The sequence below is a fragment of the Microcoleus sp. S36a_B3 genome (assembly GCF_036700745.1).
Taxonomy (GTDB): Bacteria; Cyanobacteriota; Cyanobacteriia; order Cyanobacteriales; family Microcoleaceae; genus Microcoleus.
Window position 1 is genome coordinate 1 of record NZ_JAUBPN010000030.1, and the last position, 14,123, is coordinate 14,123.

Genomic DNA, 14,123 nt, shown 5'->3' on the forward strand with positions numbered 1-14,123 from the left:
GAATTGAAGCAGTCCCAGTCTCAACTGCACCAGACGCAAGCGGAATTGGAGCAGTCCCAGTCTCAACTGCACCAGACGCAAGCGGAATTGGAGCAGTCCCAGTCTCAACTGCACCAGACGCAAGCGGAATTGGAACAGTCCCAGTCTCAACTGCACCAGACGCAAGCGGAATTGGAACAGTCCCAGTCTCAACTGCACCAGACCGAGTTATTCTTTGAGCAATCTCAGGTTCAGTTAAATCAAATTCAGGAGAAACTGGAGGATACCCTATCTCAATTACAGCACACTAGCAATGAATTAGAGCGATTGCAATTTCAGCAAGTTATAATAGTTAGCAATTCAGGCTCAGAAAGTCAAATGGAATACAAACTTTTAGTAGGGGACGCCTGGTGTGCTTATCAAAAAGCCAATATGGCCAAAATGCAATATTTTTTGCATAAATCTTTAAAATGTTCACCTACCTCACGTACAGAAACAATCTTGAACTGGTTAGATAGTTTTTCTGAGTATGCTTGGAAAAAAGGCATTCAGTTTGATACTGAATCTCTGGTTAAATCAGAAGCATGGCAACAGTTGCTCAAACAAATCATTTCGGTGAAGCCAAGGCAATAAGCTGTTAGTTATTTAAAATTAATTTCTTGCATGAATCCCTTACAGCATGGGATATAGACCATAAACAGTGCAGTTTAAATACAGTAGCGTATTCTGTAATTTGATCGTTGTCACAATTTGCCTGTCCATCGCTATATAATCGTAAAACTCATCTTACTAGTCTGCAAAAAAAATATGAATCAAATCCCACTTGTTTCGATCTGCATTCCCACCTACAATGGTGAAGAATTTATTACGGAAGCCTTAGAAAGTGTATTGGCTCAAACATACCCTTATATAGAAGTGATTCTTTCAGATGATGATTCTACTGACAATACAGTTCAAATAGTTAGTTCTTTACAGAAAAGATTTTCAAATAATAACTTCTTGCTGTTTCAGCACGAACGTTATGGAATAGCTCGAAATTGGAATTTCTGTATCGCTCAATCTCAAGGTAAGTATATAAAATTTTTATTTCAAGATGATTTATTAGAACCAGAATGTATAGCAGAGATGGTTAGCTTGGCTGAAGAGGATGAAGAAATTGGCTTGGTTTTTTGTCCTCGTGAACTAATCCTGACAAAAGAGGCTGAGCAGAATCCAGGTTGTATGGATGTGTATCGATATGCTAAAGATGTACATAAAGCCTGGTCTGAACTGAGGTCAGTTAATGTAGGCTATGAACTTCTAGCTCATTCTATTTTTTTTAAACATCCTTTGAATAAAATTGGAGAACCCAGTAATGTACTGCTTAGAAAGCAAGTTTTTGATAAAGTAGGGCTATTTGACTCGGATCTATATCAGACATTAGATATGGATATGTGGTTTAGAATTATGTGCAAGTATAAAATTGGTTTTGTAGACCAATTTCTAGTCAAATTTCGCATTCATCCTAAGCAGGCATCTTACACTAATCTAGGTTTGATAAATGCACTAGATAATCATATCTTAAGAGCAAAGATGCTATATAGCCCGTCATATTTTATAGCCAATCAACAGATTCAACAACAGTTTGCCAAGGAAGTGCGTAACTTAATGAAAGCTGAACTAGAGCAATTATTTGCGATAATTCAGCAGATGCCAATAGAAAATGAGCAGCTTCAGCAGCAGCTCGATCAAGCTGAGTCTCAGTTGAATCATTCTCAGGAACACTTTGGACCATTGAGAGTTCAGCAATTAATATCCAGAAAAAGGGATTTACAGAATAATATACAGTACGGTTTCCTAGTCTGTGACGCTTGGTACTCCTATCAAAATGGTGACTTAAGTAGGATGGCTAAATACTTACAGAAATCCTTGAGCTATACGCCTTTCTCGCTAACGGAAACTCTCTTAAACTGGTTAGAAACTTTTACCACATTCTCGGAAGAAAAAGGCTTGAGATTTGATACTTATGCTCTCAGTAACTCTAACGAATGGAAACAAGTAATTTCATATCTAATTAGCACGGGTGAGAATATACACTTGAGTTCTGCAACTAGCCATTAATCTAAAGTTCTCTCACTGGAAGATCCCTGAAAAGCAATACATGAAAGACAATCTCAAATCTCTCTCTCTAACTTGGGGCGGAACGTGGCGTTTAAGATTGTTGTACAACAAATGTACTTTTTGGGGTTTACACTTTTTTTCGCAACCATAGGCTACCACCTAATTGTAGATGATTCTGTAAAACTTTCTTGAGCAATTCAGGATGTTTATAGAAGGCATAGGCACTGCCAAAAAGAACTTCAAAACCGTGGGTGTACATCAGTAAGGCTCGTACAAGGTATTGTTCATTCCAGCTACGACCTTCATTAATAATCCATTCTCTCGGATATTCGGCAGGTAAAAAAATGTCATGGATATGGATTAATACTCCCTCTGATAATCTCGGAATAACTTCAAAGAAAAGATAATTTACATCGCTACCTGTTTTAGAAACATGAGAAGAGTCAATAAATAAGATATCTCCTCTTTGTAAATTGGAAAAAGTAGACAGAGGTAAATCTTCTACCTTTTGCGCAATCAAATAGTTAATACCAGAAACACCTTTTAATAAAAAATCCCTTGGATAAGGCTCTATGCAGGTGAATTCTAATTCTTCCTTCAAGAAGCGGCGATTGACATCGGCAGTTAATAATGAAGTATAGCCTGAACCTATTTCAATCATCCGTTTTGGTTGTAGATGTCGAAGCATACAAAACAGAATTCTGGAATCACACCAGCCAAATTGCCCATTGTTTATGTAATATGTTATTTCATTAGACGCTTCTAAAGGATAGTCGTACTCTTCTATGTATTTTGGAAATACATAGAAGAGTAAATTACGATGGCTAGCATCATTAAAATCAATCCCCAGCACATCAAATGAATTAGGCCATATCTTAGCTTCGTTTTTTTGAAGATCCCTAATATTGGCAATAGGAGAGTAAAAATGACCATCTGTGAAGGCTTTTGGCTGATCGAGAATAGCAACATCAGCAGACAAGTCTTCTTGAATTAATCTTAATGGAATAGACTCACTTGGAAAATTAATGTTACGCTCTGCTTTGACAGCTACAATCAAATCTTGACCAGTAGAGGCTAGTTGCCGGCCACACCAGCTTCCATAATGAATAGGTTGTACAATGCTTAGTCTGAATTTTTTATAAAGATTCTGGATGAAATTCTCATCATAAGCAACAGCGCCTTCAGGAATATTAGGATCATTAACAGCGTAGTATCCATAATGGTATTTAAACGTCAATTGATAACCTGCTTCAACCAAATTATTTGAGGGCGTCGTCATAAGGTTGAGTGATTCTTCGTTTAATAAAAATACAGTGATTAGGCATCTCCCTCCTGTTTTTAGCACTCTTGCAATTTCTGACAAATAATGTTCTAAATCATTAGGTAGCAGATGAGTGAAGATAGAAGTTAGAAATACTACATCGAAATATTCATCCGGGTAAGGGAATTTATAATCTGATGCTTGTATTGTTCCTTCTGGATTATATCTGTTGCTGTAAATATCAGATACTTGGAACTGAAAATTAGGGTATAGGTGACTGATATTTTCTTGACACCAAGTAATAGAGGGTGCATGAATATCAAATCCTTCATAACTACCTTCAATCCCTAAATACTGTATCAGTGGTAAAGCTACTCGACCGCATCCACATCCTACATCAAGAACTCGACCATTCGGCATCAATTCTCCAAGGTTGATCAAGTGTCCCAAAATAGCATTTCCAATTGCTTTGAAATCACCACTTCCCACATGATCCCTAAGCTGTTGTGGGGGCATTAGTTCATCTATTAGTCTTAATATTTCTGGATTAGCAAAACCTTGACTGGAAGGGCTTATAGTAAGAGGTATTTTTTTATTATCCTTGTCAACAGGAACATCAAGATAATGTTGATAACAGGCTTCTTCTACAGATTTGTAAATTCTTGATTTTAATATGACTTCATCTAAGCGAGGGTCTACAACTTTGCAAAACATTTGTGTGGGTGGTAAATATTTATGAGATAGAAAAAGCTCATCCATATACCATAAATGATCTAGCATAGCTAAATCGTTGTTAGGGTCATTAGCATCGACATTGTAATTATAACCAAAGAATCTATCTATTATTCTACCAATCAAAGAATAAAAGGGAACAAAATACTCAAACTTAAAGTGTTCAGAGAGTAGGGGTAAAATATCTTGAGCGCGAATGCCTTCAAAAGTTGTCCCATTTGCACTCCAATCATAATTAGGAAGTTCTAGTTCAAACCTTTCAAATAAAGCATTCCATTTAAGTCTCTCCGGTAAAGTAGACCATAAAGATTCCAAGAAAGCTTGAGATCTAGGCCATGACATATGACCATTGCGACCAATCATATCATTAATCAAAAAAAAGTACCCTGGCTTTCCACTATTGTGGATGGCTGTGAACAGTCCTTCTAAATTGGTGACGTGATGAAGTGAGTGGCTCGCAAAAAAGCCATCATATTGATGAGAAAAACTAATTTGATTAAAATCTTGTTCAAAAAAATTCATTTCTATGCCCATTGCATCAGCTTTTTTTCTAGCTTCAGCAATCATAAATTCGTTCATTTCATAACAATCGAAGACAACTTTGTTACCTAAGTTTATTCGCTTACATAACTCTAGTTCTTCGCTGCTATCCCCAGAACCTATGCTGGCAATTTTAATCTGACCTTGCTTTGAGTTTGAAAAGCTCTTGATTTCTGAAACAAAAAAATCTCTGAAGTCAGAAAATCCAGTAATCTCTTTTATAACTTTGCTGAGGTATTTAGTAGCTATATATGAGTAGCATGGTGGTAGCTGATGCAACTTGTTTAATTGTTTTGAAAAAGTTTCTTTTTCAATTTCTAGTTGCTTTCTATATTCTCTAATTTGTTGTTCTTCTTGCATACTTCCCCTTTTTTGAAATATTATTGGATGCAAAACTAATCTAGATTCGGAATTTACAGGTATCAAGTTAACTTAAACTTAGCTTAATTGTTCCATGACTTGAGCCAACTGGACTTGCACATACTCAGGAGAGTAAGGAGTAAGAGCTTGTTTAGAATTACTAGCCAATTTATTCCACAACCTCTCACTTGTATAAAGCTGAACAATTTGTTCAGCAAAACCATCAGCGGTATCAGCTATTAATACGCTTTTACTATGTATTAAGCCCATTCCTTCAGCACCAACTGTAGTAGAAACTATCGGCAATCCATATTCGAGGCTTTGCCCAATTTTTCCTTTCATACCTGCACCATACCTAAGTGGAGCCACAAAGACTTTATGACTCAAAAAGAAAGAGCTAACATCTTTAACATAACCTGTAACGATTACTTTGTCAATATTGTCAATAGCTAGCTGTTGGACTGCTAATGGTGGATGACTACCCAGTAACACAACTTTTACGTTTGGTAGATGTACCCATACTTTTGGCATAATCGATTGACAGAGCCATTCTACAGCATCAATGTTTGGTAAATGCTTATAGCCACCTATAAACAAGATATCTTGACGTTCTTGAAAATTTTTCCCTACTACTTCATTTGGTTGATGAATATTGGGTATGACAGCTACCTTACTGATTGATTGATCCAATAAGATAGTTTTTTCTACTTCTGTCACAGTAACAGTCAAGTCTACAAAACGGGCTATACTTAATTCCAGTTCTTGTGTACCTTGCCACTCTCTTGCTTGTTCATCTTTTTCTTGAGAAATAGGTAACAATTCCCATAATCTTTTGAGCCTGACATAATGTAAGTCTACAGTGTCATATATGATTTTGATATTCGCGTTATAATTTCGGATCATGCTTGCATACTTTTGATTAAGTCCTGGACGACAAATCCAAGCAAAATTCACCAATGGCAATCTCTCTTTTATTTGCTCTTCTATAGAATGAGCATAATTTTCACAGCTATATAAAACTTCTATTCCCATCTCTTGCAACTCAGAAGTATATGGCTCTTCTTTAAGAGCCCTATCAGGAGCAAATATGACATGATAATTAAGGTAGTTTTTGAATATCTTAATAAGCTGATAAAGCCTATTCCCTCCTGAATCTTGATCGTAACACGGTAAAGAATCGTCAACGATCAAAATTACTTTTTCTCCACATAGTCTCCTCGGAGCTTGGAGAGGATTATCCGCATGACCAGAAGATAAGTGATTTTCAAGAGTATGCTGCCATTTATTTTTGAATTTTATAGCATTTATCTCTTGATAGCTTTTAGTGCCAGTGGTTGTAGAAGTGCCTGATGTAATACCTTCATAGTGAATCACTTCTGAACTCGGCTGATAAACCACCTTTAAACCTAACTTATTACGAATAGCAAAGCATAAATCTGTATCTTCGTAGTAAGCGGGGGCAAAATTTTTCTCAAAACCATCTAAATCTTCAAATACTTGTTTTCTTACTAATAAGCTGGCTCCCGAACAATAATCTACCGATCTTACATAGTTATACTGAGGAGCATCGGGATTATCCATTCTTCCATAATTCCATCCTGAAGCATTACTCCATATAACGCCCCCAGCTTCTTGTAATACCCCATTAGGATAAATTAATTTCGAGCCTACTGCTCCTACATCTTCATCTAAAAGCATTATTTTTAGCAGGCTTTCTAGCCAGCCTTGACGCACTTCTGTATCGTTATTTAAAAAACATAGATACTTACCATGAGAGTAATCAGCTGCCTTATTACAAGATTTAATGAAACCAAGATTTTTCGTATTGTTTATCAGTCTTAATCCTCTGACATTCTCTAATAAAAATTGTGTTTGATCTTGTGAAGCATCATTAATCACAATAATCTCTACCTCTGTATCAACAGAAATATTACCTTGTAAAGAACGCAAACATTTGAGGGTATACTCTATTTTATTAAAGACAGGGATAATGACTGAAACTACCGGATTATGACTATACGGCAATACTATTATTTTAGCTACTTTAGCTTGATTTATGGGGACAATCTCTATAGTGTTATCTTTATAAATAGTTTTTCTTTCATCTAAAATGTCTTGTAAACATTTAGATGCTTCTACAGATTCAGGTTTCATCTGGAGAACAATTTGAAAAAACATGATGGCTTCGTCATTTTTATTTATTTGCTTTAAAGCCTTGCCTAATTGCAAGTACAATTCTGGTTCATTGGGCTTGAGTGACAACAGTTTGTGATATACTTGTATATCACCAGAGTTCAGCTCAATAGTTTTACAATAGCATTGATAAGCTTTGCCTAAATCAGAATTAGTACCTCGTTGCCGAAATACGTCTCCTAATTTGTGATGAAATTCACTAAGATTTGGTTTAATGTCAATAGCACATAAGTAATTAACTATTGCTTCATCCCATCTTTGAAGTGCTGCCATAGCATCTCCTAAATGACAGTTCACCACATCCGAATTAGGAGCAATTTCCAGCGCTCTGCGATAGGCAAAAATCGCCTCATCGTACCGCCCCAACTGATAGAGAGCAAACCCCAAATGATCCTGAGCCTCCAAGGAATTTGGCTCGAACTCAACCGACTTGCGATAAGCCCCGGCTGCTTGCTCCCACTTTTGCAGTTTCGCCAAAGCATCCCCCAAATGCTGGTAAATCACTGCGGCATTCGGTACGATATCTAGCGCTTTCCGATAAGAGGCGATCGCCTCATCCCACCGCTGCACGATCGACAAAGTATGCCCCAAATAATGGTGGACGATCGCCGAACCCGGTTCCAACTCAGCCGCTTTCGAGTAAGATGCGATCGCCTCCTCCCATTGGCCCTGAGCCGACAAAGCCGTGCCCAATTTATAGTACAGCCAGTGGAAATCCGGTTTTAACTGAAGCGCCTTTCGGTAATAATTCACGGCTTCTGCCAACTCATTCTTACCTTGCAAAGCCTCTGCCAACTTCAGGTACAATTCCCCATCACCCGGATTTAGATCGATCGCCCTTCGCAAGCAATCCATCCCTTCATCAACCCGTCCCAATCTTGCCAAAGCCTCCCACAAATTTTGGTAAGGCCAAGCCGATTCCGAGTCAAGCTCGATCGCTCTTCGTAAACAACTTACAGATTCATCCAGTTGACCTTGCAAGCACAAAGCCTGACCCAAACTATTATAAAACTCATAAAAATCTGGATAGAGATCCACAGCTTTGCGGTACGCTGCCACGGCCTCATCGAGATTGCCTTGCGGTTGCAAAACCTCCCCTAAATTATGCCAAGACCAAGCCGAATTCGGGTTAAGTTCGCAGGCCCTGCGGTAACTTTTCTCCGCCCCATCCCGCTGCCCCAATTTCGCCAAAACTTCACCCAAATTGTGGTGATACCAGGAAAAATCCGGGTTGAGTTCAGTACAGCGCTGGTAGGCGGCGGCGGCTTCTTGTAATTTATCAGACTGTTTCAGGAGGTTGCCTTTGTGAAAATAATTAGAAGCAGTTTCTTCATTCACTTGTAACGAGTTATTCATAATTTTGTACCGTAGAGTTTATTTTTTTTAGCTTGGTCGATCGGGTCGATCGGTATCTTGTATCAGTCTTCTGTGTGAGTCACAATTCTCTCGATCCCCCCTAGCCCCCCTTAATAAGGGGGGGACAAGAATACTCAAATTCCCTCTTCTTAAGGGGGATTTAGGGGGATCTCCGGGTTTCTTCAAAGTTTGAAAAAACGTCCTAGTCCCCTCGAGCCTCCCTAGCCCCCCTTAGCAAAGGGGGGGACAAGAGTGTTGAAATTCCCCCTTCTTGAGTCAGAGTCACAATCCTCTCGATTTCCCCTAGTCCAGGGCGGGCACGGGGCACCGCTACAAGGGGAAAGAGCCTTCAAAGTCCCCCTTCTTAAGGGGGATTTAGGGGGATCTAGACTTCGATACAAACCAGAGAGACAGAGGGCTTGAGGCTTAAGTTTACACCCTAAAATCTTAGAGATATTCCTAATGACTCGGCAGCCAATTCTCGTCCTCCAACCTGATACCGCTGTCTTGACAAGCCCTAGTTAAATGAGGGCTGTAGTAAGGGTCATTATCAATATATTTTTGCCAGCGACTTTCCATCAACTTCGATTCCTTCCTCAGCCGCACTTTCTTTTCAGGCGAGTCTTCGTAACCCCGGCTTTTAGATTCGTGGTGATAGAGAACTACATGAGGCAGGTAAATATTGCGATACCCTTTCTCTAGCATTTTCAAACACAAATCCACATCATTGTACGCCACTGTTAGTTCTTCGTCAAATCCCCCAACACTTTCAAATACTTCGCGACGACACATTAAACACGCAGCAGTTACCGCTGAAACATTATTCATGCCTACCACATTCCCGAAATAGCCAGGAATCGATCGCGGCATATGGTAATAACTGTGACCGGCAACTCCGCCGCCGAGTCCCATCACCACTCCTGCGTGCTGGATTTTGTTATCTGAATATATCAACAAATTGCCCACAGCCCCGATCGAGCTTCTCTGAGTTTGCTCAACCATTGCGTCAATCCAATCGGGAGTAATTACCTCTGTATCGTTATTCAAAAACAGCAAGTAATCTCCCTCCGCTTTGCTAGCAGCGTAGTTGTTAATCTTCGAGAAATTGAAAGGAATATCCAGCCGGTAACTTTTAAACCTTGCTGATTCCTCAGCCGTCCATTTAGCCAGAATTTCCGCCGTGTGTTGCTCTTGACTGCCGTTATCGATGACGATAACTTCGTAGTTGGGATAGACACTCTTAGTAAAGATAGACTCCAAGCAATTGTCCAAAACATCGCCCAAATCCCGCGTCGGAATAATGATGCTTACCCGCTTGTAATCCGCAATCTTGTAACGGGCAATAAAGTGTCCCAAAAAGTAGGGAACCCCTTCAATCCTTCCCGGTTCGCCCCGGCGTTCGATCGCCTCTTGCAACGCTTTTTGGCCTGCATCATAGGCATAGGGTTTAGCATCTACACCGCCAGCAGCCGAACCCGCGTGCATTCTCCAGTGGTAAAGAATTTTAGGGAGGTGAAATATTTTGTCAGTTTTTTCCGTAAACCTCAGAACCAGATCGTAATCTTGAGCGCCCTCAAAACCCGCTCTAAAACCGCCGATTTCATTAATTAGCGATCGCCTGTAAGTTCCCAAATGGCAAGTGTACATCCGAGATAAAAATGAATCCGGACTCCATTCTGGCTTGAAGAAAGGATTTATCAGTTCCTGATCCTGATAAATCTTATCTTCATCTGAATAAATCATGTCCGCTTCCGGGTGGCGGTTCAGCAGCAGCACCACTTCATACAAAGCCTCTGGTGTCAGCGTATCGTCGTGGTCTAATAAAGATACAAATTCACCCGTCGCCAACTCCAAAGCAGAATTAGAACAGTGAGAAATGTGACCGTTTTTGGTTCTGTAAGCTACTTTGATCCGGCTATCTTTGGCTGCATATTCTTGCAAAATTTGCTTGACATGAGGCGCGGTTGATGCATCATCCGCAATGCACAATTCCCAATAAGGATATATCTGATGGATAACTGATTCTATTGCCTCCTGCAAATAATTTTCTGGCGTATTGTAAGCAGGCATGACAATGCTAATCAGCGGCTTGTAGTTAAAGATTTCTAATATTTCCGCCATTTTTCGCAAATCAGCTTCTCTGGGGCTGTTCTTCGCGCGCCACTTCGTGTAAGCTGGGTCTTGACCGAGGAATAGCGAATCTCGCAAGTTTTGATAATCCAAACCAAAAAGTTTCGGATCGAGTTTGCTCGCCGTCTGATAAGCTTCCAGAGCTTCCGAAAGCTTGTCTTGTTTAGCTAAAGTTTTTGCTAAATTGTGGTAAGACCAGCCAAAGTCAGGAGCCACCTCGATCGCTTTCCGATAAGCAGCAACAGCTTCATCAAGCCGACCTTCTTCTTGAAATACATCCGCTAAGTTGTGGTGGGACCAAACAAAATTTGGATTTACTTGTGCGGCTTTCTGATAGCTTTTAATAGACTCATCAATTTTACCCATCCATTTCAGGACATCGCCTAAATTGTGGTGAGTGCCAAAGTAATTGGGATTAATGGCAATTGCTTTGCGGTAAGCACCCACAGCCTCGGCAAATTTACCTTCTTGTTGCAGAGACTCGCCTAATTCGTGGTACTCTGCAGCTACCCCAGGGGTGTCTTCGATCGCGCTTCCAGATTGTCGGCTAGCAGCACTTTTTTCTACCGCCCTACTTACCCCCTTTTTTTTTAACACATCTTCCAACAGCCCAGAAATAGCCTTGTCATCAGGCCGAATCTGCAACGCCATCTGATAAAAGACGATCGCCCCATCCGGCCAACTCTGCCGCACCAAAGCATTCGCCAACTCAACATAAAGGTCAGCATCATTCGGCGCAATCTCCAAAGCCTTGTGATACAACTGCACATCCTCGGGATTCTCCAGAATCGCCTTTCGGTACAAACCCATTGACTGCTGCAAATCCCACTGCGATCGCATCCTCAAAGCATCAGCCAGCTTTTGCGAAATCCACGGCAAATCCGGCTGAATTTCCACAGCACGGCGGTAAGAAGCGATCGACTCATCCCACCGTTCCAGCTTCTCCAGAGCCGTCCCCATGTTGTAATAAGTCCACGCAAAATCAGGATTCAACTCCGCCGCGCGACGGTAAACTGCGATCGCCTCCTCCCACCTTTCCATTTCTAGCAGCGCGTCGCCCAACTTGCTCTGCGACCAGAAAAAATTCGGGTCGATTTCGTTAGCCCGCCGGTACGCAACAACCGCCTCATCCCAGCGTTCCAAATTCACCAGCGTTTCTGCTAGATTGTTGTGCGCCCAAAAATGGTCGGGATTCAGTTCGATCGACCTTTGGTAAGCCGAAATCGCCTCATCCCAGCGTTCCCCCTTCACCAGCGCGTCAGCCAAATAATTGTGCGACCAACTAAAATCGGGATTTAACTCAGTTGCTTTCCGGTAAGCTTCTACCGCCTCATCCCACCGTTCCAACTTCAGCAAAACATCAGCTAAATTGTTGTGAGACCAGCTAAAATCGGGATTTAATTCGATCGCCATCCGGTAAGCATTTACAGCTTCCTCCCACCGTTCCAACTTCACCAGCGACTCAGCTAAATTGTTGTGCGACCAAGAAAGTCCGGGATTATTTCTAATAGCATTGCTGTAAGCATCAACCGCCGCTTCCCACTGTTCTTGACCCTTGAGAATTTCCCCCAATTCGTGATAAGCCGCCCCAGCATCTGGGTTAAACTCAACCGCGCGCCGGTAACAGTCAATACCTTGCTCTACCTTACCTTGCTCGATCAAAGTTTTAGCTAAATTCTCGTGTTCCTCGGCGGTGGCGGATTTCGGGTCGATCGCATAGGCCCGGTACAAAGCCTCAGCAGCCGCCTCAGACTTCCCTAATTGAGTTAAAAGTTTCGCAAAATTGCGGAAAGCACCTGCAAAATCGGGTTTCAGGGCGATCGCCTTTTCGTAAGCAGAAACCGCTTGCTGCCACTGTTCCTGCTGCGCGCAAATGCTGCCGTAATTAGCATAAGCTTCAGCAAAATTCGGATTAATTTCTATTGCTTTGACATAGCAACTTTTAGCTTCATCAATTTTTCCAACCGCTTGCAGGGCGTTGCCGAGCATTTTGTAAAGCGGCGCTTCCGGCTTAATTTGTAGAGCTTTCTTGCAAGCCGAAATTGCCTGTTCCCATTTACCCTGAGCAAAATAACCTTCTGCGAGTATTTTGTATGCTTCTGGATCTTCTGTAGTAATTCCAGCATTAACAGGTTGCTGAACTTGTTGATGCCCAAGCTGTTGTTGAAGTTGTTGCGGTATTTGTTTCAGTATTTCTTGCGGTATTTTCCGCAATATTTGCTCAGGTATTTGTTGTTTAACTTGTTGTTGTTGAACCTGTTGCGGTATTTGTTGTTGAACTTGTGGCGGCTTAGCAGCACCATTTGTCGCGGTTGCACCAGCCAAAGTTTGCTCTCCATCGCTGCCGTTTCTAGCATTAGCTGCGTTCAGTTCAATAGCTTTGCGATAATATACTGTCGCTTCTTCTAACTTGCCTTGTTTTTTGAGGGCTTCGCCGATATTTTGGTAGGCTTGCGCCAGATTAGGATTTAATTTTATAGCGCGATCGTAACAAGAAATAGCTTCGGGCAACCTTTCCTGTAGGAAAAAAGCATCGCCCATACTCAAATGTTCCGAGGGCTTGGCTGTTTGCGGTTCCAAAGAAAATGCGCGGTACCAGCATTCCTGAGATTCTGCCCCTTTGCCAATTTGTCCGAATACTTTTGCTAAATTGCGATATACTCCGGCGAAATTGGGTTTCAGGGCGATCGCCTTTTGATAAAATCCGATCGCCTCCTGCCATTTTTCCTGCTGCGCGCAAAGGCTGCCCAAATTCGCGTATACTTCCGCAAAATTCGGTTCTATTTCCACAGCTTTAGCGTACCAGTGCCGCGCCTCTTCCATCCTGCCTTGAGCTTGCAGCGCCTTACCCAAAGTCTTGTAAGCCGGTGCAAAATTGGGGTGCATTTTCAAAGCTTGCTCGCAGGAGGCGATCGCTTCTTCTAATTTTCCTTGGGATAAATATATTTCTCCCTGTTGGTTAAATTGAACCGCTGTTGATTCTGTATTTACTGTTGATGGCATAGGGGCGGCTCCAGATATAGCAATTTATGTATATATTCAAAACACTTAATAAGTCTACAGCGGTTTGACATCAACGATCGCTCTCTTGTTCCCCAAATTTAAAAATTTTATAGATCGGGCCGGTCTCTAGGGTGTTTTTCAAGAAAGGTAAAGAGGGCGATCGCAGCAGTAAGATGATACAGTCAGGTCGATCGAACTCCTCGGTGCGGGCTGCGGCTGGTTTACTGGCTCTGGAGTTTTGGCTGGCTCTTGGCGAACCTCCTCCTTGTATTTTGGTCGAGTGGGGGCGGGTTGATATAGCAATCCGTTCAGCAGTTTCAATAACTGGTTCCCAGGCTCTTGGCCTGGGAATCAATGTAAGCGAGGCTCTGCCTCGCCTGCGAAAATCGAGGCAGAGCCTCCCGATCTGCGTTACCAGGCTCTGCCTGGTAACGAGTAGAATCATTTATATGATGTCGCGGTGATTTTG

The 14,123-nt window shown here is 41.5% G+C and carries 5 protein-coding genes and 1 pseudogene; 2 read left to right on the forward strand and 4 right to left on the reverse strand.

What is annotated here, in order from left to right; all coding sequences use genetic code 11:
- Both QUA01_RS23210 and QUA01_RS23215 read left to right on the forward strand, forming a co-directional pair.
- Nucleotides 1-612 (forward strand): annotated as a pseudogene (locus tag QUA01_RS23210) (hypothetical protein); the annotation flags it as partial.
- 174 nt (nucleotides 613-786) lie between these two features.
- Nucleotides 787-2,079: a glycosyltransferase family 2 protein gene (locus QUA01_RS23215; RefSeq protein ID WP_333091652.1), complete on the forward strand. Its 1,293-nt coding sequence runs from the start codon at nucleotides 787-789 to the stop codon at nucleotides 2,077-2,079.
- Between the two features lie 127 nt (nucleotides 2,080-2,206).
- Here the strand turns inward: QUA01_RS23215 and QUA01_RS23220 are convergent, their stop codons facing one another.
- From QUA01_RS23220 to QUA01_RS23235, 4 genes are all read right to left on the reverse strand, one after another.
- Entirely contained in the window at nucleotides 2,207-4,972 is a 2,766-nt protein-coding gene (locus QUA01_RS23220) for a methyltransferase domain-containing protein (protein WP_333091654.1), read from the reverse strand.
- A gap of 78 nt (nucleotides 4,973-5,050) precedes the next feature.
- Complete coding sequence (locus tag QUA01_RS23225; protein ID WP_333091655.1) at nucleotides 5,051-8,503, reverse strand: tetratricopeptide repeat protein; 3,453 nt, start codon at nucleotides 8,501-8,503, stop codon at nucleotides 5,051-5,053.
- Between the two features lie 477 nt (nucleotides 8,504-8,980).
- Complete coding sequence (locus QUA01_RS23230) at nucleotides 8,981-13,654, reverse strand: tetratricopeptide repeat protein (protein WP_333091658.1); 4,674 nt, start codon at nucleotides 13,652-13,654, stop codon at nucleotides 8,981-8,983.
- 70 nt (nucleotides 13,655-13,724) lie between these two features.
- Nucleotides 13,725-14,009, reverse strand: coding sequence for a hypothetical protein (locus QUA01_RS23235; protein ID WP_333091660.1), 285 nt, complete (start codon nucleotides 14,007-14,009; stop codon nucleotides 13,725-13,727).
- Nucleotides 14,010-14,123 lie beyond the last annotated feature (114 nt).

Bases quoted from the DNA above. Each gene is read 5' to 3' on its own strand.
- QUA01_RS23215 (WP_333091652.1), top strand. From the start codon at position 787: ATGAATCAAATCCCACTTGTTTCGATCTGCATTCCCACCTACAATGGT.
- QUA01_RS23220 (WP_333091654.1), bottom strand. From the start codon at position 4,972: ATGCAAGAAGAACAACAAATTAGAGAATATAGAAAGCAACTAGAAATT.
- QUA01_RS23230 (WP_333091658.1), bottom strand. From the start codon at position 13,654: ATGCCATCAACAGTAAATACAGAATCAACAGCGGTTCAATTTAACCAA.